The sequence below is a fragment of the Sphingobium sp. YBL2 genome (assembly GCF_000943805.1).
Lineage (GTDB): Bacteria > Pseudomonadota > Alphaproteobacteria > Sphingomonadales > Sphingomonadaceae > Sphingobium > Sphingobium fuliginis.
The window spans coordinates 4,438,412-4,461,614 of sequence record NZ_CP010954.1 but is presented as its reverse complement, the minus strand read 5'-3'; the positions used below and the strand labels follow the sequence as shown (position 1 = coordinate 4,461,614).

At 63.2% G+C, this 23,203-nt stretch carries 24 protein-coding genes; 19 read left to right on the top strand and 5 right to left on the bottom strand.

The features are described 5' to 3' along the window. The first annotated feature begins 2 nt into the window (after positions 1-2). From nuoG to TZ53_RS20485, 12 genes are read left to right on the top strand one after another with little or no spacing between them, the layout of a single operon-like run. Complete coding sequence (gene nuoG, locus TZ53_RS20540; protein ID WP_044662543.1) at positions 3-2,009, top strand: NADH-quinone oxidoreductase subunit NuoG; 2,007 nt, start codon at positions 3-5, stop codon at positions 2,007-2,009. Continuing rightward, positions 2,006-3,055, top strand: a complete 1,050-nt coding sequence (gene nuoH, locus TZ53_RS20535) for an NADH-quinone oxidoreductase subunit NuoH (protein WP_025549536.1) — start codon at positions 2,006-2,008, stop codon at positions 3,053-3,055. Before nuoG ends, nuoH begins: the two co-directional genes overlap by 4 nt. Beyond that, positions 3,052-3,537 (top strand): NADH-quinone oxidoreductase subunit NuoI, encoded by a 486-nt coding sequence (gene nuoI, locus TZ53_RS20530; RefSeq protein WP_007684868.1) that lies wholly within the window; start codon positions 3,052-3,054, stop codon positions 3,535-3,537. Before nuoH ends, nuoI begins: the two co-directional genes overlap by 4 nt. A gap of 30 nt (positions 3,538-3,567) precedes the next feature. Then, positions 3,568-4,179, top strand: a complete 612-nt coding sequence (locus tag TZ53_RS20525) for an NADH-quinone oxidoreductase subunit J (protein WP_044662542.1) — start codon at positions 3,568-3,570, stop codon at positions 4,177-4,179. Between the two features lie 17 nt (positions 4,180-4,196). After that, the gene (nuoK, locus tag TZ53_RS20520) at positions 4,197-4,481 is read left to right on the top strand and encodes an NADH-quinone oxidoreductase subunit NuoK (protein WP_019053664.1); all 285 of its coding nucleotides are present in this window, start codon (positions 4,197-4,199) and stop codon (positions 4,479-4,481) included. Positions 4,482-4,487: 6 nt separating this feature from the next. Continuing rightward, positions 4,488-6,587: an NADH-quinone oxidoreductase subunit L gene (gene nuoL, locus TZ53_RS20515; protein WP_044662541.1), complete on the top strand. Its 2,100-nt coding sequence runs from the start codon at positions 4,488-4,490 to the stop codon at positions 6,585-6,587. After that, complete coding sequence (locus TZ53_RS20510) at positions 6,587-8,143, top strand: NADH-quinone oxidoreductase subunit M (protein ID WP_044662540.1); 1,557 nt, start codon at positions 6,587-6,589, stop codon at positions 8,141-8,143. The genes nuoL and TZ53_RS20510 overlap by 1 nt, the downstream gene beginning before the upstream one ends. Beyond that, positions 8,143-9,579, top strand: a complete 1,437-nt coding sequence (nuoN, locus tag TZ53_RS20505; RefSeq protein ID WP_044662539.1) for an NADH-quinone oxidoreductase subunit NuoN — start codon at positions 8,143-8,145, stop codon at positions 9,577-9,579. Before TZ53_RS20510 ends, nuoN begins: the two co-directional genes overlap by 1 nt. 44 nt (positions 9,580-9,623) lie before the next feature. Continuing rightward, positions 9,624-10,283 (top strand): biotin--[acetyl-CoA-carboxylase] ligase, encoded by a 660-nt coding sequence (locus TZ53_RS20500; protein WP_044662538.1) that lies wholly within the window; start codon positions 9,624-9,626, stop codon positions 10,281-10,283. Between the two features lie 15 nt (positions 10,284-10,298). Further along, a complete protein-coding gene (locus TZ53_RS20495) occupies positions 10,299-11,081 on the top strand; it encodes a type III pantothenate kinase (RefSeq protein WP_044662537.1) in 783 nt (260 codons plus the stop codon). Beyond that, positions 11,078-12,715, top strand: a complete 1,638-nt coding sequence (locus tag TZ53_RS20490; protein WP_044662536.1) for a ribonuclease J — start codon at positions 11,078-11,080, stop codon at positions 12,713-12,715. The genes TZ53_RS20495 and TZ53_RS20490 overlap by 4 nt, the downstream gene beginning before the upstream one ends. 11 nt (positions 12,716-12,726) lie before the next feature. Next, on the top strand, positions 12,727-12,987 hold the full coding sequence (locus tag TZ53_RS20485) for a DUF1467 family protein (RefSeq protein ID WP_044662535.1): 261 nt from the start codon (positions 12,727-12,729) through the stop codon (positions 12,985-12,987). A 259-nt stretch (positions 12,988-13,246) separates the two neighbouring features. On the opposite strand, the gene TZ53_RS20480 is transcribed toward TZ53_RS20485, so the two are convergent. Further along, positions 13,247-13,927, bottom strand: coding sequence for a GNAT family N-acetyltransferase (locus TZ53_RS20480; RefSeq protein ID WP_044662534.1), 681 nt, complete (start codon positions 13,925-13,927; stop codon positions 13,247-13,249). Between the two features lie 215 nt (positions 13,928-14,142). Between TZ53_RS20480 and TZ53_RS20475 the strand changes: the two genes are divergently transcribed. Beyond that, the gene (locus TZ53_RS20475; protein ID WP_025549526.1) at positions 14,143-16,086 is read left to right on the top strand and encodes a putative bifunctional diguanylate cyclase/phosphodiesterase; all 1,944 of its coding nucleotides are present in this window, start codon (positions 14,143-14,145) and stop codon (positions 16,084-16,086) included. Between the two features lie 2 nt (positions 16,087-16,088). Here TZ53_RS20475 and TZ53_RS20470 read toward each other — a convergent pair whose 3' ends face one another. After that, positions 16,089-17,045, bottom strand: a complete 957-nt coding sequence (locus TZ53_RS20470; protein ID WP_025549525.1) for a crotonase/enoyl-CoA hydratase family protein — start codon at positions 17,043-17,045, stop codon at positions 16,089-16,091. Between the two features lie 238 nt (positions 17,046-17,283). On the opposite strand from TZ53_RS20470, the gene TZ53_RS20465 reads away from it, so the two are divergent. After that, on the top strand, positions 17,284-17,463 hold the full coding sequence (locus tag TZ53_RS20465) for a hypothetical protein (protein ID WP_025549524.1): 180 nt from the start codon (positions 17,284-17,286) through the stop codon (positions 17,461-17,463). Between the two features lie 53 nt (positions 17,464-17,516). Beyond that, entirely contained in the window at positions 17,517-18,647 is a 1,131-nt protein-coding gene (gene tgt / locus TZ53_RS20460; RefSeq protein WP_025549523.1) for a tRNA guanosine(34) transglycosylase Tgt, read from the top strand. Positions 18,648-18,668: 21 nt separating this feature from the next. Here the strand turns inward: tgt and TZ53_RS20455 are convergent, their stop codons facing one another. The 3 genes from TZ53_RS20455 to TZ53_RS26910 all read right to left on the bottom strand — a co-directional run bounded on the left by TZ53_RS20455 (position 18,669) and on the right by TZ53_RS26910 (position 20,920). After that, positions 18,669-20,177: a sensor histidine kinase gene (locus tag TZ53_RS20455; RefSeq protein ID WP_025549522.1), complete on the bottom strand. Its 1,509-nt coding sequence runs from the start codon at positions 20,175-20,177 to the stop codon at positions 18,669-18,671. Between the two features lie 230 nt (positions 20,178-20,407). Further along, positions 20,408-20,662: a NepR family anti-sigma factor gene (locus TZ53_RS27625; protein WP_044662533.1), complete on the bottom strand. Its 255-nt coding sequence runs from the start codon at positions 20,660-20,662 to the stop codon at positions 20,408-20,410. Between the two features lie 36 nt (positions 20,663-20,698). Then, on the bottom strand, positions 20,699-20,920 hold the full coding sequence (locus TZ53_RS26910; protein WP_130030177.1) for a hypothetical protein: 222 nt from the start codon (positions 20,918-20,920) through the stop codon (positions 20,699-20,701). A 95-nt stretch (positions 20,921-21,015) separates the two neighbouring features. Here TZ53_RS26910 and TZ53_RS20445 point away from each other — a divergent pair, with 95 nt between their 5' ends. The 4 genes from TZ53_RS20445 (at position 21,016) to TZ53_RS20430 (ending at position 23,110) form a co-directional block, all read left to right on the top strand. After that, positions 21,016-21,810 (top strand): response regulator, encoded by a 795-nt coding sequence (locus TZ53_RS20445; RefSeq protein ID WP_025549521.1) that lies wholly within the window; start codon positions 21,016-21,018, stop codon positions 21,808-21,810. A 92-nt stretch (positions 21,811-21,902) separates the two neighbouring features. Next, entirely contained in the window at positions 21,903-22,037 is a 135-nt protein-coding gene (locus tag TZ53_RS27805; RefSeq protein ID WP_025549520.1) for a hypothetical protein, read from the top strand. Between the two features lie 116 nt (positions 22,038-22,153). Continuing rightward, the gene (locus tag TZ53_RS20435) at positions 22,154-22,810 is read left to right on the top strand and encodes a sigma-70 family RNA polymerase sigma factor (protein ID WP_025549519.1); all 657 of its coding nucleotides are present in this window, start codon (positions 22,154-22,156) and stop codon (positions 22,808-22,810) included. A 48-nt stretch (positions 22,811-22,858) separates the two neighbouring features. Continuing rightward, a complete protein-coding gene (locus TZ53_RS20430; protein ID WP_044662532.1) occupies positions 22,859-23,110 on the top strand; it encodes a hypothetical protein in 252 nt (83 codons plus the stop codon). Positions 23,111-23,203: the final 93 nt, after the last annotated feature.

The window sequence follows — 23,203 nt, the reverse complement described above, 5'->3', positions numbered from 1 at the left end:
CCATGCCGAAGGTCAAAGTAGACGGCGTAGAACTCGAAGTCCCGGCGGGCGCCACGGTCCTCCAGGCCTGCGAACTGGCGGGGAAGGAAATCCCGCGTTTCTGCTATCATGAGCGCCTCAGCATCGCGGGCAATTGCCGCATGTGCCTGGTCGAGGTGAAGCCCGGACCGCCCAAGCCGCAGGCTTCCTGTGCGCTGCCGGCCGCGGAGAATCAGGAAATCTTCACCCAGACCGAGATGGTCAAGAAGGCGCGCGAAGGAGTGATGGAGTTCCTGCTCATCAACCACCCGCTCGACTGCCCGATCTGCGACCAGGGCGGCGAATGCGACCTTCAGGACCAGTCGGTCGCCTACGGCAAGGGCAGCAGCCGCTTCGACGAGAATAAGCGCGCCGTCACCGAGAAATATATGGGCCCGATCGTCAAGACGGTCATGACCCGCTGCATCCAGTGCACCCGCTGCGTGCGCTTTGCCGAGGAAGTCGCGGGCGTGCCGGAAATCGGCGCCATCTATCGCGGCGAGAACATGCAGATCACCACCTATCTCGAACATGCCGCCAAGAGCGAGCTTTCGGGCAATGTGGTCGATCTTTGCCCGGTCGGCGCGCTGACGTCCAAGCCCTATGCGTTCGAAGCGCGTCCCTGGGAACTCAAGAAGACCCACGCGATCGACGTGATGGACGCGGTCGGCACCAACATCCGCCTCGACAGCCGCGGCCGTCAGGTGCTGCGCGCCGTGCCGCGCATCAATGACGACGTGAATGAGGAATGGGCCAGCGACAAGACCCGGCACAATGTCGATGGTCTGGTCCGCAAGCGGCTCGACAAACCTTATGTCCGCAAGGACGGCAAGCTGGTTCCGGCAACCTGGAACGAGGCGTTCGCGACGATTGCCGCCGTCAAGCATGGCGGGTCGGTGGCTGCGCTGGCCGGTGATCTGCTCGATTGCGAGACGATGTTCGCGGGCAAGGTGCTGGTCGAGAGGCTGGGTGGCTCGCTGCTCGAAGGCCGTCAGACCGGGCTCGCCTATGACGTGTCGAGCCTGAGCGCGGTCAACTTCAACACCACGCTCAACGGTCTTGAAACCGCTGACGTGATCCTGCTGGTGGGCACCAATCTGCGCTGGGAAGCGCCGCTGGTGAACACCCGCATCCGCAAGGCGATCAAGAAGGGCGCGAAGGTCTTTGCGCTCGGTCCGCAGGTCGACCTCACCTACAAGGTCGAGTGGCTGGGCAATGACGCGTCGCTGCTTGGCCGTCTGCCCGAAGCGGTGGTGGAAGCCTTCGGCAAGGCCGCGCGTCCGGCGATGATCGTCGGCGGCGGCGTGCTGGCGAAGGACGGCGCCCATGGCGATACGCTGGCGCTGGTCGAGACGCTGGGCCTCGTGAAAGAAGGCTGGAACGGCTATAATGTCCTGCATTTCGCGGCGGCGCGCATGGGCGGGCTGATGCTCGGCTATGCGGCGCAGGGCGGCATCAAGGCGGTGGCTGCGGCGAAGCCCAAGCTGCTCTTCTCGCTGGGCGCGGACGAGGTCGATTATTCGGCCTTCCAGGATAGCTTCAAGGTCTATGTCGGCCACCATGGCGACAAGGGCGCGCATGCGGCGGACGTGATCCTGCCGGGCGCGAGCTATGCCGAGAAGGCCGGCACCTACGTCAATCTGGAAGGCCGGGTGCAGCGCGGCGAAAAGGCCGTATTCGCGCCGGGCGACGCCCGCGAGGATTGGTCGATCCTGCGCGCCCTGTCGGAAGTGCTGGGCGCGACGCTCCCCTTCGACAGCTTCGAGCAGCTTCGCGCCGAAATGGCCAGGGCGGTTCCGGCGCTGGGCGTTGAGGGTCTGGCCGATTATGGCTGGTCCGTTCCGTCGCTGCCGACCGGCGCCAGCGGTGAGTTCGGCTTTCCGATCAAGGATTTCTACCTGACCAACGCCATCTGCCGCGCCAGTCCGACGATGCAGCAATGTTCGGCCGAACTGATCCACGGCGAGACGTATGCGGAGGCCGCAGAGTGACCGCTTTCTTCCAAAATCTCGGCCTGCCGTTCGAGGGCGCCTGGCTGCTTTCGACGATCATCGGCATTCTGGTGATTGCGTTGCCGCTGATGCTGGCGGTGGCGATGATCATCTACGCCGACCGCAAGATCTGGGCGGCGATGGCGCTGCGCCGCGGCCCGAACGTCGTCGGTCCCTTCGGTCTGCTCCAGTCCTTCGCGGACGGCGCCAAGGTCTTCCTGCAGGAAACCATCATCCCTTCGGCGGCCAACCGCACGCTTTTCCTGATCGCCCCGATCATCACCTTCACCGTCGCTCTGATGGCCTGGGCGGTGATTCCGTTCCAGGTGGGCGTGGTGCTGGCCAACATCAATGTCGGCCTGCTCTACATCCTCGCCATCTCGTCGCTCGGCGTCTATGGCGTGGTGCTGTCGGGCTGGGCGTCCAATTCCAAATATCCCTTCTATTCGGCGATCCGCGCCAGCGCGCAGATGATCAGCTATGAAGTCTCCATCGGCTTCATCCTGATCACCGTCGTGCTTTGGGCCGGCAGCTTCAATATCTCGGCCATCGTCGAGAGCCAGAAGGGCTATTATGGCTTCCTGAACGGCAACGGCTTCAACCCGCTGCTCTTCCCGATGGCGATCATGTTCCTGATCTCGGCCATGGCGGAAACGGCGCGTGCGCCCTTCGACCTGACCGAAGCGGAATCGGAACTGGTCGCGGGATATCAGACCGAATATTCGTCCATGGCCTTCGCGCTGTTCTGGCTAGGCGAATATGCGAACGTGATCCTGATGTGCGCCCTGAACGCCATCCTGTTCTGGGGCGGCTATCTGCCGCCGATCGACTGGGCGCCGCTTTATTATGTGCCCGGCATCATCTGGCTGTTCGCCAAGATATTCTTCTTCTTCTTCGTCTTTTCCTGGGTGAAGGCGACGGTGCCCCGTTACCGCTATGACCAGCTTATGCGGCTGGGCTGGAAGATATTCCTGCCGACCTCGCTGCTGTTCGTCTTCCTGGTGTCGGGCTTCCTCATGTTCACGCGTTACGGAGGCGCTCAATGAGCCTCGGCTATTATGTCAAATCCTTCACCCTCTGGGAGTTTGTGAAGGCGCACGCCCTGACCTTGAAATATTTCTTCAAGCCCAAGGCGACGATCAACTACCCCTATGAGAAGAACCCGATTTCGCCGCGGTTCCGGGGGGAGCATGCGTTGCGCCGCTATCCCAATGGGGAAGAACGCTGCATCGCGTGCAAGCTGTGCGAGGCGATCTGCCCCGCCCAGGCGATCACCATCGAAGCGCAGCCGCGCGATGACGGCAGCCGCCGCACGACGCGCTACGACATCGACATGACGAAGTGCATCTATTGCGGCTTCTGCCAGGAAGCGTGCCCGGTGGACGCCATCGTCGAGGGCCCGAATTTCGAGTTCTCCACCGAAACGCGCGAGGAGCTGATCTACGACAAGGCCAAGCTCCTTGAAAATGGGGACAAGTGGGAGCGGGCGATTGCCGCGAACCTTGCCGCCGATGCGCCCTACCGTTAAGCCGCAGCCGCCGAAGGGGAACATGATCCTGTGATTCACGTGCTTGCCTTTTACCTGTTCGCCGCGATCGTGGTGTGCAGCGGCGCGCTTACGATCCTGTCGCGCAATCCGGTTCATTCGGTGCTGTGGCTGATCCTTGCCTTTTTCAACGCGGCGGGGCTGATGGTCCTGCTGGGCGCCGAATTCATCGCGATGCTCCTTGTCATCGTCTATGTCGGCGCCGTTGCCGTGCTGTTCCTGTTCGTCGTGATGATGCTCGACATCGATTTCGCCGAACTGCGCGCCGGTTTCGTCGATTACCTTCCCTTCGGGCTGCTGATTGCGCTGGTGCTGCTGGCGGAGATCGTGCTGGGCATCGGCCTGTGGAGCGCGGGCCCCATAGAACTGGCGCAACGCGCGGCTCCGGTGAACCCGGAACTCAGCAATATCCAGGCGATCGGCGCGCTGCTCTACACCCGCTACATCTTCCTGTTCGAAGCGGCGGGCATCGTCCTGCTGGTCGCGATGATCGGCGCCATCGTGCTGACCCATCGCGCCCGTAGCGGCGTGCGCGGCCAGAACATCGCCCGCCAGAACCGCCGCCGTCCCGAAGACGCGGTGCGCAACGTCAATCAGCCCGTCGGGCAGGGGGTGGAGCTGTGATCGGCCTTCAGCATTATATGGTGGTCAGCGCGATCCTCTTCGTGATGGGCGTGCTGGGCATCTTCATCAATCGCAAGAACGTCATCATCATCCTGATGGCGATCGAGCTGATCCTGCTCAGCGTGAACATCAACCTTGTCGCCTTCAGCGCCTTCCTGGGCGATCTGGTGGGACAGGTGTTCAGCATGTTCGTGCTGACCGTCGCGGCGGGTGAGGCGGCCATCGGCCTTGCCATCCTCGTCATCTACTTCCGCGGTCGCGGCACCATCGCCGTCGACGATGTCAACCGGATGAAGGGCTAAAGCTCGATGATCCAGCTTATCGTCCTTCTCCCGTTGCTGGCTGCTGCCATCGCCGGTCTTGGCAACAAGGCCCTTGGCAAGCTGCCCGCGAAGATCGTCACCACCGGCGCGCTGTTCGCATCCTGTGCGATGAGCTGGCCGATCTTCATCGGCTTCCTGACCGGCCATGCCGAGCCCTATGTGGTCCCGGCCTTCACCTGGATCCAGTCGGGCAGCTTCGATGCGCAATGGGCGCTGCGCGTCGACACCATGACGGCGGTCATGCTGGTGGTCATCACCAGCGTGTCGAGCCTCGTCCATCTCTATAGCTGGGGCTATATGGAGGAGGAGCCGGACCAGCCGCGCTTCTTCGCCTATCTGTCGCTCTTCACCTTCGCGATGCTGATGCTCGTGACGGCGAACAACCTGCTGCAGATGTTCTTCGGCTGGGAAGGCGTCGGCCTTGCTTCCTATCTGCTGATCGGCTTCTGGTTCCGTAAACCCTCCGCAAATGCGGCCGCGATCAAGGCCTTCGTCGTCAACCGCGTCGGCGACCTCGGTTTCATGATGGGCATTTTCGGCACCTATCTGGTGTTCAACACCATCTCGATCCCGGAAATCCTGGCGGCCGCGCCATCGATGGCCGGTTCGACCATCGGCTTCCTGGGCCATCGTTTCGACACCATGACCGTGCTCTGCCTGCTGCTGTTCATCGGCGCGATGGGCAAGTCGGCGCAGCTTGGCCTCCACACCTGGCTGCCGGACGCGATGGAGGGCCCGACCCCGGTGTCGGCGCTGATCCACGCGGCGACCATGGTGACCGCGGGCGTGTTCATGGTGTGCCGCCTGTCGCCGATGTTCGAAACCTCGCCGACGGCGCTTGGCTTCGTGACCTTCACCGGCGCGGCCACCTGCCTTTTCGCGGCGACCGTGGGCACGGTGCAGAACGACATCAAGCGCGTCATCGCCTATTCGACCTGCTCGCAGCTCGGCTACATGTTCTTCGCGGCGGGCGTCGGCGCCTATGGCGCGGCGATGTTCCACCTCTTCACCCACGCCTTCTTCAAGGCGCTGCTGTTCCTTGGCGCGGGCTCGGTCATCCACGCGATGCACCATGAACAGGACATGCGCTACTATGGCGCGCTCCGGAAGGAGATCCCGATCACCTTCTGGACGATGACGCTGGGCACGCTGGCGATCACCGGCGTCGGCATTCCGCTGGTCGGCTATGGCTTTGCAGGCTTCTATTCGAAGGACGGCATTCTCGAAGCAGCCTATGCGTCTGGCGGTGCGGGCGTCGGCGCCTATCTGGTCGGCGTGTTTGCGGCGCTGCTCACCAGCTTCTACAGCTGGCGCCTGGTGTTCCTGACCTTCTTCGGCAAGCCCCGCTGGGCCGCATCGGAGCATATCCAGCATGCCGTCCACGACGCACATGGCCATGGTCATGACGAACATGCCACCCACGGTCATGGCGCGGAGGACGACAACGCACCGGCGCAGGAGCATGCGGGTCACGATCCGCACGGGCATGAAACCGATGCCCATGCCCTGCCGACCGGCACCGGCGGCTATCATCCGCATGAAAGCGGCTGGGTGATGCTGATCCCGCTGGTGGTGCTGAGCCTGGGTGCGGTGTTTGCGGGCTTCCTCTTCCATGACCAGTTCATCGGGCCGGAAGGCGGCATAGAGTTCTGGAAGGGCGCGCTGGCGTTCGACAGTCATCTGATGCACGCCGCGCATGAAGTGCCGACCTGGGTCAAGTTCGGACCGTTCACGGTGATGCTGACCGGCTTGGTCATAGCCCGGCTGGCCTATATCAAGCACACCGACTGGCCGCGGCGCTTCGTCGCCACCTTCGGCGTGCTGTACCAGTTCCTGCTCAACAAATGGTATTTCGACGAGCTGTATCATTTCATCTTCGTCAAGCCTGCCTTCGCCATCGGCCGCTTCTTCTGGAAGTTCGGTGACGTGGGCTTGATCGACCGCTTCGGGCCTAACGGCCTGGCTGCGCTGGTCGTGCAGGGCAACAAAGTCACCCGTCGGCTTCAGTCCGGCTACCTCTACACTTACGCGCTGGTGATGCTGATCGGCCTCGCCGCGGCTGCAACCTGGGCGATGACACGATAATGAGCGGCTTCCCCATCCTTTCCCTGATGATGGCAGTGCCGATGGCGGGGGCCATCGCCTGTCTGTTCGCAGGCGCCAATCAGGCCCGCTGGATCGCGTTGGTCGCAACGCTGGTCGATCTCGTGCTGGGCGTCATCCTCTGGATGAATTTCGACCAGTCGGGGACCGCCGCCCAATGGCAGTTCCAGGAATATGCGCCGATCTTCGGCCGTTTCGCCTGGGCGCTCGGGATCGACGGCATCGCGCTGCTGCTGATCGCGCTCACCGTATTCCTGATGCCGATCTGCATCGGCGCGAGTTGGATCGCGATCGAGAAGCGCGTGCCGGAATATATGGCGGCCTTCCTGTTCATGGAGGTGCTGATGATCGGCGTCTTCACGGCGCAGGATCTCTACCTCTTCTACATCATGTTCGAAGCCGGCCTGATCCCGATGTACCTGATCATCGGCATCTGGGGCGGCGCGGATCGCATCTACGCTTCGTACAAATTCTTCCTCTACACGCTGCTCGGCTCGGTGCTGATGCTGATCGCGATGATGTGGATGGTGCATGAAGCGGGCACGACCGACATCCCGACATTGATGGCCTATCATTTCGATCCGCATATCCAGACATGGCTGTGGCTTGCCTTCTTCGCCAGCTTTGCCGTCAAGATGCCGATGTGGCCGGTCCACACCTGGCTTCCCGACGCGCACGTTCAGGCGCCGACCGCCGGTTCGGTCATCCTGGCGGGCGTGCTGCTGAAAATGGGCGGCTACGGCTTCATCCGCTTCTCGCTGCCGATGTTCCCGGAGGCGTCCGCGCAACTGGCGCCGCTGGTCTGGGGCCTGTCGATGGTCGCGGTGGTCTATACCAGCCTCGTCGCGCTGGTTCAGTCGGACATGAAGAAGCTGATCGCCTATTCATCAGTGGCGCACATGGCCATCGTCACCGTCGGCCTGTTCGCCTTCAACCAGGCGGGCATCGAAGGCGCGATGATGGTGATGCTGGGCCATGGCCTGGTGTCGGGCGCTCTCTTCCTCTGCGTCGGCGTCATCTATGATCGGCTCCATACCCGCGAGATCAGCCGTTATGGCGGCCTCAGCATCAACATGCCGAAATATGCGGTGCTGTTCATGCTGTTCACCATGGCGTCGGTCGGCCTGCCGGGCACCAGCAACTTCGTGGGTGAATTCCTGTCGCTGATGGGCATCTACCAGGCGTCGAGCTGGGTGGCGCTGGTCTGCACCACCGGCATCATCCTGGGCGCGGCCTATATGCTCTATCTCTACCGCCGGATCGCCTATGGCGAGCAGAAGAATGCCGATGCGGCCGCGATGCCGGACCTGTCCGCGCGCGAAATCTGGCTGCTGGCGCCGATCGCGGCGGCGGTGCTGTGGATGGGCGTCTATCCGGAGAGCTTCCTGGCGCCCATGCGTTCCGATATCCGCGCGCTCGAAGCGCGCGTCGCCTCCGCCAGGCCGGCGGGCGATTCCCAGATCAAGATGGGGGCGGCCGTTCCGGCTGCCGAGGCTGCCCATCATGAAGAAGCCCCTGCGCACGGGGAGGCGCACTGATGATTGATTCCGCTTCCCTTCTGGCGGTCTTGCCGGAACTGATCCTGACGGCCGGCGGCCTGATCCTGATGCTGATCGCAGCTTATGGCGGCGATGCGACGGCGCGGCTGGTGAACTGGCTGTCGGTGCTGACGCTGGCTATCGCAGGCCTGGCGCTGTCCACTTCGCTGGCGCATGGGCCCGATGCCTTTGACGGGCTGGTGCGCGCCGATGCCTTCTCCGTCTTCGCCAAGGCGCTAATTTATGGCGCGGGGGCGGCGGCCATCCTGCTTGCGCCGCGCTACTTCCTGGTGGGTGGCGCGCTGCGGGCCGAATATCCGGTGCTGATCCTCTTCTCCTCGATCGGCATGGGCATGATGGTGTCGGCGGGCGACCTGCTGACGCTCTATGTCGGCCTCGAAATGCAGAGCCTTGCCGCCTATGTGCTGGCGAGCTTCATGCGGCAGGACGAGCGGTCGTCCGAAGCGGGCCTTAAATATTTCGTCCTGGGTTCGCTGGCGAGCGGCATCCTGCTCTATGGTTCGGCGCTGCTCTATGGCTTTACCGGCGGCACCAGCTTCGACGGCATCGCGGTCGCGCTGAGCGACGGTGTGTCGAAGGGCGAGCTTTTCGGCCTGGTGTTCGTGCTTGCCGGTCTCGCCTTCAAGATCAGCGCCGTGCCGTTCCACATGTGGACGCCGGACGTCTATGAAGGTGCGCCCACCCCGGTCACGACTTTCTTCGCCAGCGCGCCCAAGGTGGCGGCCATCGGCCTTACCGTCCGCGTCGCGATAGAGGCGCTGGGGCCGGCGGGCCTCGACTGGCAGCAGGTCGTGATCTTCGTTGCGCTCGCCTCGATCCTCTTCGGTGCGGTGGCGGCCATCGGCCAGACCAACATCAAGCGGCTGATGGCCTATTCGTCGATCAACAATGTCGGCTTCGCGTTGATCGGCCTTGCCACCGGCACGCCCGCGGGCGCGGCGGCGACGATGAGCTACATGGCGATCTATGTCGTCATGACCATCGGCGGTTTCGCCTGCATCCTGCAGATGCGCGATGCGGAGGGGCGTCCGGTCGAGACCATCGCCAGCCTTGCGGGCCTTTCGCGCTCGCGCCAGGGTCTGGCGGCGGCGCTGGCGATCTTCATGTTCTCCATGGCCGGCATTCCGCCGCTCTTCGGCTTCTGGGCGAAGTTCCTGGTGTTCGACGCGGCCGTCGCGGCGGGCCTGACGGCGCTGGCGGCCTTCGGTATCGCCATGTCGGTGATCGGCGCCTTCTATTATCTGAAGATCATCAAGACGATGTATTTCGACGAGCCGGCGGCGCCCTATGAAGCGCGTGGCGGTGCGGTTGAGAATATCATCCTGACGGCCTGCGCCGTGGTGATCGTCTTCGGCTATTTCCTCAATCCCGTCCTCGACAAGGCGAGCGCGGCGGCCGCGGCGTCGCTGTTCTGACCGAGCTTCGCTTCGTCGAGGAGACTGGCTCCACCAATGCCGACATGCTGGCGTTGGTGGAGCAAGGCGTTTCTGAAGGCTGCTGGTTGCGCGCGGGGCGGCAGACCGGCGGACGCGGGCGCATGGGGCGCAGCTGGGAAAGTCCCGACGGCAATCTCTATTGTTCGACGCTGATCCGGTTGCGGGGGGGCGACCCGTTGCCGCATACGCTGGCGCTGGTCGCGGGCAACGCCGTGCATGCGTTGGTGGCGCCGCTTTGCAAGGGGCAGGCGCGGATCAAATGGCCCAATGACGTGCTGGTGGACGGCGCGAAGATCGCCGGCATCCTCCTGGAGCGGGCGGGCGATGCCATTGTTGCGGGGATCGGCGTCAACGTGGCCGGGCATCCGACCGGGTTCGACCGGCCGGTGACGAGCCTATTCGCGCAGGGCGCGCCAGAGGCCGACGCGGCTGCTCTGCAGGTGCGGCTTGCGGAATTGTTCGCCCATTGGCTGGCGATCTGGCGCGCGCAGGGGCTGGAGCCGGTGCGGACGCATTGGCTGCTCAATGCCCATCCTGCCGGCACGCCGATGCGCGTGGTGCAGCCCGATGGCGACACGGTGGAAGGCACATTCGACACGCTCGACCGCCATGGGATGCTGATCCTGCGCTTGGCGAATGGCGAGAGCCGTGCCATTCATGCCGGCGACATCCTTCTCATCTGACATCGGGGATCGGCCATGCTTCTCGCGATCGACGCGGGTAACACCAATGTGGTTTTTGCGCTGCTCGAAGGGCGGGAGATTCGCGCCCGCTGGCGGATCGCGACCGATCCGCGGCGCACCGCCGACGAATATGCGGTATGGCTGAACCAGCTCCTGATGCTGGAGGGCTATAAGATTGCCGATGTGGAGGCGGTCATCATCGCGACCGTCGTGCCGCGCGCGCTGCACAATCTTCAGGTGCTGGCCGATAAATATTTCAGGACGACCGCGCTCATCGCCGGTCAGGCGCCGGTGGAGTGGGGCATCGAACTCGACGTGGCCGAACCGGCCTCGGTCGGAGCGGACCGGGTTGTAAACGCCATCGGCGCGCACCATCTCTATCGCGAGGATTTGATCGTCATCGATTTTGGTACGGCGACGACCTTCGACGTCATCGACTATCACGGCGCTTACAAGGGCGGCATCATCGCGCCGGGCATCAACCTGTCGCTGGATGCGCTGGTCGCGGCGGCGGCGAAGCTGCCCAAGATCGCGATTGCGCCGCCGGAGAACCGGTCGGTTATCGGCCGCACCACCGAAGCGCAGATGCATATCGGCGTCTTCTGGGGCTATGTGGCGATGATGGAGGGGCTGGTCGCCCGCATACGTGCGGAAATCGGCCGTCCCGCCAAGGTGATTGCAACGGGGGGCCTGGCGGTCCTCTTCGACGACAATAGCGATATTTTCGATGCGATCGCGCCCGATCTCACGATCCAGGGCCTCGCATTGCTGTATGAACGGAGTTTGAAAACAGAATGATACCCGGAAATGAGCTGATCTTCCTGGCCCTTGGCGGCTCGGGGGAGATCGGCATGAATGTCAATCTCTACGGTTGCCAGGGCAAATGGGTGATGGTCGACTTGGGCCTGACCTTTGCCGATCCCGCCTATCCCGGCGTGGAGCTGGTGCTGCCGGACCTGAGCTTCATCGAGGATCGCAAGGACGATCTGCTGGGCATCGTGCTGACCCACGGGCATGAGGACCATATCGGCGCCATTCCCTATCTCGCGGCCGATCTGGGCGTGCCGCTCTATGCGACGCCCTTCACCGCGGGGCTGATCCGGCTGAAGCTGGAGGAAGAGGGGCTGACCCAGGATGTCGAGCTCAACGTGATCGACAATGAGGGCAGCTTCGCCCTGGGGCCCTTCGGTTTCCGCTATGTGCCGCTGGCGCATTCGATTCCCGAAGGCAATGCGGTGCTGATCGACACGCCCTATGGCAAAATCTTCCATACCGGCGACTGGAAGCTGGACGAAACGCCGCTGCTGGGCCAGCCCTCCACGCCCGAGGAACTGGCGGCCATTGGCGACGAGGGGGTGCTGGCGCTGGTGTGCGACAGCACCAACGTCTTCAATCCCGAAGCCAGCGGCTCCGAAGGCGATGTGCGCGTGGGGCTTATGCAGACCATCGAGGGCGCTAAAGGGCGCGTGCTGGTCACGACCTTCGCGTCCAATGCCGCGCGGTTGCAGACCTTGGGGGAGGTTGCCAATGCCATGGGGCGCAAGCTCTGCGTGGCGGGGCGGTCGCTCGACCGGATCATCTCGACGGCGCGGACGGCGGGTTATCTCAGGGATTTCCCGCCGACCGTCGATTGGGACGATGCGATGGCCTTGCCGCATAATGAGGTGATGATCATCGCCACTGGCGGGCAGGGGGAGGCGCGGGCCGCCTTGTCGCGCATCGCCTTCGACAGCCACCCCATCAAGTTGGACGAGGGCGATCTGGTCGTCTTCTCCTCGAAGCAGATTCCGGGCAATGAGATCGCCATCGGCCGCATCCAGAACGCACTGGCGGCCAAGGGCGTGCTGATGGTGACGGATCGTCAGGCGGAGGTGCATGTTTCCGGCCATCCGGGTCGTCCCGAGTTGGAAGCCATGTATCGCTGGGTACGGCCGCAAATCCTGCTGCCGGTCCATGGCGAGCGGCGGCATATGGCCGAGCAGGCGCGGCTGGGTCTGGCGAGCGGCGTTCCCCATGCGGTGGTGCAGTCCAATGGCGATGTGCTGCGGCTGGCGCCCAACGGGCCGGAGGTCATCGGCAACGAAACGACGGGACGGCTGGTGCTGGATGGCGACGTCATCCTGCCCGCTGACGGAGCGACGATGAACGAGCGGCGCAAGGTTGCGCTGCATGGCCAGATCAGCGTCGCGGTGGCGCTGGACGGCAAGGGCAGGGTGATCGGTTCCCCCGCCTTGCGCACCCAGGGCGTGCCGGTGGAAGAGGACAAGGCCGCCTTTCTGGAGGAGGCGGCCGAGGAGGCTGCGGGCGCTGTACCCAAAGGATCGCAGGAGGAAGAGGCGCTGCGTGAACGGGTCAGGCTGGCGGTACGGCGCACGGCCACCCGCTGGACGGGCAAGAAGCCGGTGGTGGACGTGCTGCTCATTCGCGCCTAAGCCCTTTGCGCATGAATTGGTATGCGATCTTTGCCATTTACGTGCTGTTCTGGGTGATCAGCGCCTTCATCGTGCTGCCCTTCGGCATTCGCACGCCCGATGAAACGGGCGAGGCGCTGCGGCCGGGGCAGGCGGACAGCGCGCCCAGCAATTTTCGTCCGGGCGTCGTTGCCCTTCGGGCGACGGTCCTGTCGGCGGTTCTGTTCGGCCTCTATTATGCCAATTATGTGGAAGGCTGGATCACGCTGGAGCGGTTGACGCATATCGGCTGAGTGTCTGGCCGGAACCGACGGGCAACGCTGTTGCGTAAGCTTGAGTAGGGGCTTCACGACAGAGTTTTGACGTTCGCCCCAGGCCGCATCATGCTCCTGCGAAGGCACTCGAACGAGGCGCGCGACTCGTTTCGACGCAGCGTACTTCAATATGTGGGCACCGGAGGCGCAGAAAGCCGCCATTTGCAGCCCGTCATGGGCCGAATCCCCGCATATTCTGGGCGGGCGAGCCCTCGGGCAGGCTCCGCAGCGAGATGGCTCAGATCCGGGCGACCACCATCATGTGCATCCGCGCCCTTATCCGAAAGCCGAGCGTTTCGTAGAGCGCCACCGTCGCCTCATGTGCGGCATAGGCATGCAGGAACGGCATTTCTCCGCGTTCCAGCATGGCCCTGGCAACGATCTGCATCAGACCCTTCGCATAGCCCCGCCCGCGATGGTCGGGATGAGTGCAGACGCCGCTGACCTCGGCAAAGCCCGGCATACGCATCCGCTCTCCCGCCATGGCGATCAGCCTGCCCCGCTCCTTGATGCCGATGAAGCGACCGAGCCGATGGGTCAGCGGCAGGAAGGGACCAGGCTTCGTCATCAATGCAAGAGCACGCATTTCCGTCGCATCATCATCTGTCAGCACGACGGGTTCCAAGGACGGCGCATCGCCCGGAATCTCCTCCGCCACCATCTGCGCCAGCATCGCTTCGCGGACCAGGCGCGTGCCGGCCGGCGGCGTTTGCGCATCGGGTTCGACGATCCACAGCTCCCCCTGTTCGGGCACAAGCGCAGCCAACGCCGATCGCGCCGCCGGACTGCCGTCCGCCGCAGCGGCAAAGGGCCCGTAGCGAGGATCGATCCGCAGCGCGAGCGCATCCCCTTCGGCCAAGGGCTTCCAGCCGCTGTTGAGGGCGTTCCAGACCGGGCGATGCAGAGGATGATATGACACGATGACGCTATTTTCCGGCTACGATCGGGGAAAGCAAGCCCCTCTTGCCCTGCCTTGCGAGCATAGGTCGCGATGGCCGGTCGATTCCGTAACAATCCGCTAATTCCCGCTTCTTTTGGACGGCGCGATTTACCAAATGGAAATCATGTTTCGGCAATGGTGGCGATGACGTGTCACGCCCTGAACGAAACTTGCTCGCATCCCTGCGAGGGCGCATGACGCCGGACACCCAGCAAAGCGCTGAAGTGCAGGCGAATCTCGTCAAATCCCTTTATGCCTCTCCCGCCTCGCTGATGATCGGTGCGGTTGCCGGCGGCGCGCTGGGGCTGGTGATCGCATGGCATGCGCGGCTACCCGCCATCACCGCGATTGCGGTCCTGATCTGTCTCGTCGGGCTCAGCCGGTCGATCTCGGCCGTTTATTTCGAGCGGCAGCTTGCCCATCAGAACGGTGTAACCCAGCCTATTTGGGGACTGGCTTATGAATTGGGTGCCTGGGCCTATGCCGCGCTCCTCGGAATATTGACCTTCGCGACTCTCCTGCTTTCGGAGGACGCGACGCTCCACGTATTGGCCGTTTGCCTGGTGGCGTCCTATTCCGGCGGTATTTCAGGTCGTAATGCTGGCCGCATTCACGTCGCGGTGGGACAGACATGTCTATCCCTGCTGCCTACCTCGCTGGGCCTCGTCCTCGCGGGTGGACTGAGTTATACGGTTCTGGGAATTCTCTGCTTCCTGATGATCTTCGCCATGGCGGACATTACCAAGACGACGCATCGCATCGTTCTGGAGGCATTGCAGGGCAAATATGAAAAGACGCAGCTCGCCACCAAGTTTGAGCGTTTGGCCCGCTTCGACAGCCTGACGGGTGTCGAAAACCGCATGGCGATGCAGATGCGGCTGCGCGAGATGTTCGATGGACGACGATCCGATCAGGATCCGATGGCGGTGTTCTGGATGGATCTGGACCGCTTCAAGGAAATCAACGACTCCCTGGGACATATGATCGGCGACCAGCTTCTATGCAGGGTCGCTGAAAGGCTGTCTCGCGCGCTGGATGGGCGCGGCCATGTCGCGCGATTCGGAGGAGATGAGTTCGTGCTGATCTGCCCCGGCGCCAGCCGGGCCGAAGCGGAGCGGATCGCGGACGATGTAATGGCCGAATTCACGCATGATTTCGACGTCGGCGGCTATAGTCTCGGCGTGACCGCGTCCATGGGGATCGCGGTTGCGCCGGGGGACGGACAGGACAGCGACGAACTGCTCCAGCATGCCGACATGGCGCTGTATCAGGCGAAGCATGCGGGCCGAAACCGCCATGCGCAATTCGCCTGGTCGATGAAGGAGCGGCAGAACCGCACCTACGATCTGGAAATGGGCCTGCGCGGCGCCATGGCGAATAATGAGCTGGTGCTGCACTACCAGCCGATCTTCGACACGAAAACCGGCAAGATCACGATTTGCGAGGCCCTGATGCGATGGGATCATCCGACGCTCGGCCGCATTTCCCCTGCGGAGTTCATCCCCATCGCGGAGAGCTGCTCGATGATCGAACCGATCACGGCCTGGGCGCTGGAGCAGGCCTGCCAGGATGCGATGGAATGGGATGAGAATGTCCGCGTCGCGGTCAATATCTCCCCGGTGTTGATCAAGAGCGACAGCCTTCCCCGCGCGGTCATCGCGGCGCTGATGCAATCAGGACTGAGGGCGCGTCGGCTGGAACTGGAGGTGACCGAGTCGATCTTCCTGGAGGATAGCGGCCGGACCAACCTGATCCTGTCCGATCTCCAGCGGATCGGCCTGCGACTGGCGCTGGACGATTTCGGGACCGGCTATTCCTCGCTGGGTTATCTGCGCGACTATGCCTTCGACACGATCAAGGTCGACCAGAGCTTCATGCGTGGCGTCGAGGAGAATTCACGCCACAGGGCGATTGCCCAGTCGGTCGCCTATCTGGCCCACGCCCTGGATGTCGAAACCGTGGCGGAGGGGATTGAAACCGACGATCAACTGCGTTGCGCCCGCGAAATGGGCTTCACCAATGTGCAGGGTTTCGTGCTTAGCCGGCCAGTCCCTGCGGTGCAGGTGTTGGAGATGATGCGGCAGATGGATGACGATAGCGGCAGCGTCGCCATGCTCCAGGACCGGCGGCGCGCCTGATCCTATCTATGCAGGCGGGTTTGGGCCGAGGCCAGGCGGCGCATCATCCGCACGTCCTTCAGATCGAGCTTGAGTGCAGTGGCCGCCCAATTCTCGACGATGTCCTTCAGTTCCTCATACTCCAGCGGATCGACGCGTCGGCCTGCCTGGAACACCCCGACATGACCGGCATGATGGGGCAGGCTGGCCGCGATATAGTCGCGGACGGCCTGCTCACCCTCGCCATCCTCCACCAGCGTGTGGATAATGCCCATGTCGTGCATCTCCTGCGCGGTATAGACCTTGCCGGACAGGATCATCCGTTCGGCCGCCAGCCGACCCAGCTTGCGCGCGAGGATGGAATAAGCCCCCATGCCGGGGAAAAGGCCGAACAGCATTTCGGGCAGACCGAAGCGCGCACTGCGTTCGGCAATCACGACATCGAAGCAGAGCAAGGCTTCGAAGCCGCCACCCAACGCATCGCCCTGTGCCAGCGCAATGGAAATAACGGGAAGGTCGCCATTGCGCCAGGTGCGATGAACCACGTCGATACAGGCATGGCCATAGTCGACAAGACCGGGCAGGTCGCCACGCTCGATGCAGCCGGCGAACAGTTCCAGATCGCCGCCCAGGTTGAAAACGCCGGGAAAACGCGATCCGGCCACCATATATTTGACCGGCAGCTTGCCCGCATCGAACAGTCGCTTGGTCTCCACATACCAATAGCGGACGTCACGCAACATGGCGGGGCTGAAATTCGGTCGATTCGATGGCGTCATGAACGCCCAGAGCGTAGCGGCATCCGCCTCCCAGCTTATGTCGATCTGGCCGAGGTCGAACATGGTCGAGGTGCCGACGTCCGGCGTCGAGGCCATGCTTTCCGTAACGGCAGCCACGACATCCTCCTCCGCCGGAAGAGGGGCGGGAGTCAGATCGTCCATATGTTCACGGCCGGAATTAAATCGTCCGGAATCAACCATCTGAGCCCCCAAACTGCAACAGATGTTAAGCAGAACAGGGTTGCCGCGCTTATGCAATCGCGCCGAAAGCTATTGCCCCGCAATTAACCATTTTTAACAGCAACTGTTGCAGGGATGTCGCCTAAAAACTGGCCAATCGCGGAGTTTTGTTGTATTTATGCAACAAATAGCTTCTTTGAAAACTTGTCGCAAATCGGGCGCAGGCCTTTGTTAACCTTTATTAATTACGATCATCGCCATGAACACGCCCCGAACCGACAGGCAGCTTGTGACCCTGCTGCTGCACGACCTGCAAGGTGAGTCATGGCAGCTCAGCCTGGCTGCGGATTGCCTTTGTTTCATCGGCAATTACCGCCGGGTCGAAGGGTTCGATGTCGACGCGATCGTTGCGCTTGACGGGCTGCGCAAGAAGGGCTGAAGCGCGGCTTTGCGGCCTTGTCTGGCGCCTCTTTCGACCGTACAGCGCGCGCTGTGACAAATCCCCGCTTCTCCTTTTCGATCGCCGCGACCGACGGCAAGGCCCGCACGGGCGCCATCCAGATGCGCCGGGGCGAGATTCGCACGCCTGCCTTCATGCCGGTCGGCACCGCCGCCACGGTGAAGGCGATGCGTCCGGCCGAAGTGCGTGCAGCCGGCGCAGACATCATTCTTGGCAACACCTATCATCTGATGCTTCGTCCGGGGGCGGAGCGCGTCGCGCGACTGGGCGGCCTGCACGCCTTCATGGGCTGGGACAGGCCGATCCTGACCGATAGCGGCGGTTATCAGGTGATGAGCCTCAGCGCGCTGACGAAGATGAGCGAGGAGGGGGTCGCCTTTTCCAGCCATATCGACGGCTCCAGGCATATGCTGACGCCCGAGCGTTCGATGGAGATCCAGCGGTTGCTGGACAGCGACATCGTCATGGCTTTCGACGAGTGCACCAGGAACGGCTGCACCCATGACGAGGCGGCGAAGTCCATGGAGCGTTCCATGCGCTGGGCGAAACGCTCCAGAGACGGGTTCGATGCAGGGGCGGAACATGCGGAGCGGGCGGCGCTGTTCGGTATCCAACAGGGATCGCTGGACGAGGGCCTGCGGCGGATTTCGGCGGAAAAGCTGATCGACATCGGCTTCGACGGCTATGCCGTCGGCGGGCTGGCCGTGGGCGAGGGGCAGGAGGCGATGTTCGCCACGCTCGATTTCGCGCCCGGCATGCTGCCGGCCGACAAGCCGCGCTACCTGATGGGAGTGGGCAAGCCGGACGACATTGTCGGCGCGGTGGAACGGGGGATCGACATGTTCGACTGCGTATTGCCCACCCGCAGCGGGCGCAACGGTCAGGCCTTCACCTGGGCCGGGCCGCTCAATATCCGCAATGCGCGCTTTGCGGAGGACAAGGGGCCGCTCGATCCGCGCTGCGGTTGCCCGGTCTGCACGACCTGGAGCCGCGCCTATCTGCACCATCTGGTCAAGGCCGGCGAGATGCTGGGCGCGATGCTGATGACGCAGCATAATATCCATTTCTACCAGGCGCTGATGCAGGGGATTCGGGACAGCATCGCCATCGGGCGCTTTCAAGGTTTCGCAGCGGATTTCCGGCGGGATTATCAGCGGGCCTGAGGGGGTAAGCTCCCCGAACGCCTATTCCAGCACCGTAATGACGATCGCATAGTCGCCCGTCTCCGGATCATGGTCCAGCGGTGCGCGCAACTGGCGTGACAGGCCGGTGAGCACCCGTCCGTAGCGCTCCTCCAGCCGGGCAGTCATGTCCGGCGATCCGCGCAGCGCCGGCGAGAGGATGTGGAGCACCGCCCGGTCGGTGCGGCCCGGTTCCAGTTGCACGGAGATCCGCATCGCCGTGCGCGGATTGGACAGCATGGCAAGTTCCACCAGCTCGGTCAGCAGGAAGGCGATGGGCACGGCGACGTCCTGGCTGATGTGCAGATTGTCGCTGTCGATCTGAATGCCGAAGCGGCGCGCCTCGGCCGGGGCGGTGCCGCGCAGGCTGGCCGACAGTTCGCTGATCAGCGACCGCACGCCGACGCCGCGATGTTCCTCCAACTCGGCATAATGGTTGCGGTGGACGACCGACAGCGCATCGACCCGCCGCTGGATAGTCGCATAGGCCTCGACCGCTTCGGCGTCATGGGCGGATCGCGCGTGCAGGTTGATCAGGCTCGCAATGATCTGGAGGTTGTTCTTGACCCGGTGATGGACCTCCCGCGTCAGCTTTCGCTGGGTTTCCAGGCCCTCCGCCATCTCCGCTTCATGGGTGGCGACATCCTCGCTGATTTCGCGGAAGGTGTCGCCCAGCGCCACGATCTCCTGCGCCGGGGTGCGGATGCGGCGCATCGGTTCCAGCACCTGACCGGGTTCATAGGCCGCCACCGTGCGGCGCAGCAGCACCAGCGGCCGGATCAGAAGGCGGTTGACGACGAACCAGCCAATGGCCGCCGCGGCGAACCACATGACCAGCGGCAGGAACAGCGACAACATGCGCGCGATCGTGACCGGGGGATCGCGCACCGTCATGGTGAGGACGATGTCAGGCGGGTCGAGCCGGGCGGAAAGCGTGGTGCTATGCCCGCCCGAAAGGCCGGCCGGACGGGTGATGAGCAGGCTGCGGCCGCCCTCATTCAAGGTGATCTGCCGGTTCTGCAACGTGCCCGCCGGGTTGGTCATCGCCTCCAGATAGCCGCGCGGATAATAAGCGATGGCGACCACCGCGCCGTTGGCGCTCCGCGCCCGGCTGATGAGATAGGGCGAATCCGTCAACAACTGCGCGGCGGCATCGCCGAAACGTTCCGACCGGGGAAGGCCCGGCGGTTCAGGCAGGGTGGAACCGCAAAGCCGCCGGCCCGAGCGGTCGTAGATATAATAGCGGCCGCCGCCACGGTCGTGAGAGGTCAGGAAGGCCGAAAGGCGCGCGCACATCGCCGGATCGGGGCCGGATGTCGCAAAGGCATTGGCCGTCAGCATCAGCGCCGTTCGGTCGGACGCGAGATCGGCGGACAATTTGCGCGCACTTTGCGTTACCGCCACGCGCAGCAGCGCTTCCTTTTCCAGGTCGGTGGTGCGGATCGCCTGAAGCGAAGCGACCAAGGCGATCAGGCCTAGCGGCAGCAGGGCCAGCGTCAGGATGAGGAACATCTTGACGCCGGTGGAATGGGAAACCGCGTTCAATCTCTGAATGAAGGAAGCGGCCGGGGGAGGCATGCCTTCGGCCGGCGGCGGTGGGGATATTCTGTCCATTTACCTGACGCTGAACATCGAACGCCGATTCTTCGGGGAGAGCGTCGCTCGCCGGCCGGATTTTACCAGATGCGCCATGTCCCCTCCGCTTGTTTCCGGCTCCCCCCGGTCCGGCCGATCAGGGAGAGTCAGTCGAGCTTGCTGAGAAGGTCAAGCATTTCCGCGGGAATATCCTCGTCAACCGCGCGCTGATAGACGGATCGCAGGGCATTAGCGACCTGGCCGTCGTCCTTCGCGGCCGATGTGCGTTTCTTGCGGGCGACACTGCCCTTCACGCCAGAATCCGGAGTGTTGGTGCCGACATCTTTCTTGTCCCCTCCCGTCACATCCCGTTCCGTCGTTGAAGCAACCAAAACACGCCCCTCTGCAGCCATCAATGTCATGCCAGCCTGCTCTTTTTGCGGCTTTCCCCTATGACGTCAATTCGGCGTCAGGGAAATCAAAACACAAAATTCCAAAGATTTTCGAAAAAACCGAACGGCAGTGAAACAAATCCGTTGGTCGTTGGTTCCCTTGGCGAAGCATTTTTTGCCCGCCGCACGAGGTCGGTGGCGAGAATGGAAGGCGACGCGGGCGGTCATGCCCGAAGCATTTCCATTCTGAAAGGGGGTAAGGGGGCTTGCCACATCGGCATCGTCCATCCATCCTCCCATTCCGGCGAATGTTTCGGCATTTTGGTTAAGGCGTGGCTTTAACATAGGACAAGGCGCCCGATGGGCTGGGAGAATTTTTACAGATGTCGCTTGGTCAGCAACTGCACCCCCACCTTCCTTTCCTGCGGCGCTACGCGCGTGCGTTGACGGGCAGCCAGGCGCACGGCGATGCCTATGTGCGCGCCACGCTGGAGGCGATCGTGGCGGCGCCCGACGAATTCCCGTCGAATGTCGATCCGCGCCTTGGCCTCTACAAGACTTTCCATGCGATCTGGTCCTCGTCCCATCTGGAAGACGGGCCGGTGCTGACCGGCGCCGACGGGCAGGAGGCGATCGCGCAGGCACGACTCGCCCGCCTGACGCCGCTGCCGCGCCAGGCGCTGCTGCTGACGGCGCTGGAGGGATTTACCGTCGATGACGTCGGCTATCTGATCGGCCTGGACAGCGACGACGTGGAAGCGCTGGTCAAGGAAGCGCTGAGCGAGATCGAGGCGCAGACCCGCGCCAAGGTGCTGATCATCGAGGATGAGCCGATCATCGCGATGGATATAGAGACCATCGTTCGCGACCTGGGGCATGAAGTCACCGCCATCGCCGTCACGCGCGAGGATGCGGTGCGCGAAGCCATGGCGGAACGGCCCGGGCTGGTGCTGGCGGACATCCAGCTTGCCGACGATTCGAGCGGCATCGATGCGGTGAAGGACATCCTCGCCGAATTCTCCGTTCCGGTGATCTTCATCACCGCCTTCCCCGAACGCCTGCTGACGGGCGAACGGCCGGAGCCGACCTTCCTCATCACCAAGCCTTTCCAGCGTTCGACCGTCAAGGCCGCGATTTCTCAGGCGCTGTTCTTCGACGAAGCGACCGCGCCGGCCTGACGTCGCGCGCGGCTTTCTGAAATTAGGCTGGAAAGAAGGGGAACCCCGGTCCACGACCCGCGTTATTGATGCGTAACGATCGGGAGCGACCCATGGTCGAACAGGAGCAGCATATTGCGACGGAAGAAGCCAGGGCGGGCTCGACGCCGCATATCGTGCGTTACGTGCTCGGCGTTTCACTGACACTCGCGATCATCGTGATGATTGTGATATTGTGGGGCCATTGAACGCGGTTGCGGCAATTGGTCCTTGAGAAGAAAAAGATTGGGATGCGGACGCACATATGGCTTTGACGACTTCCGTTCATGCAGCGAGGGCGACAGCCGGTGAAGGGGTTGTTACCATGAGCGACGGCGTGGGCCAGGATGTTGAGCGCGAAACGCTTTCAGACACCGATTTCAAGCGGGAACTGGCGGCGGTCATCCCCCATCTGCGCGCCTTTGGACGGTCCCTGTCCGGCAATCGCGATGTCGCGGACGATCTGGTGCAGGAAACGCTGCTGAAGGCCTGGGCCGCGCGCAGCCGCTTCCAGGCGGGCACCAACATGCGTGCCTGGACCTTCATCATCCTGCGCAATCATTATCTGTCGCAGATGCGCCGTTCCCGCTTCCGGGGCGATTGGGACGATCTGGCGGCCGACCGCCTGCTTGCCGCGCCCGCCGGGCAGGACAAGCATGTCGAACTGTCCGACATGCAGCGCGCCTTGCTGCAATTGCCGCAGCCCCAGCGAGAGGCGCTGATCCTGGTCGGCGCGGGCGGCTTCGCCTATGAGGAAGCCGCCGAAATCTGCGGCGTCGCCGTGGGCACCATCAAGAGCCGCGTCGCCCGCGGCCGCGCCGCGCTGGAGCAGATATTGGAAAATGGCGAACTGCCATCCCGCCGCAGCCAGGAAAGCAGCGACGCCGCGGTGCTGGACGAGATCATGGACGATGTCGACCGGTTGAGCCGGGGCCGGGAATCCCGGGAAACAGGTGAAGATACCGACTCCGACGTGGAGTGATCTGTGCTATACTCTCCGCCTCGGTATGCGAGGATCGGGAGAAGGAGAATGGACGAAGGTCGTAAGGACGAACCCTTCGAACCGGCTTCCTTGCCGGGCCGGTCGCGGGGAAGCCTGATCATATTCCTTCTGGTCGCCCTGGCGCTGGTGCTGGCGATCGGCTTTTTCTACATGACGAAGGAACGCGACGATAGCCGTGCCGACGCCCTTATGAAGGCAGCCGGTTCCGTCGACAGCGCCGCCCATGTGGTGGGGCACGCGGCGAAGAACGCCGCGGATGCGCTTCGCAACCAGAATTGATCGCCCCTGCCGCTTCGTCGGCATGGTCGGTGGTCCCGTTCAGAAAATCTTTGTGATTGTCGTGCATTGTCCCTGACAGTGTCGGATTTCCTT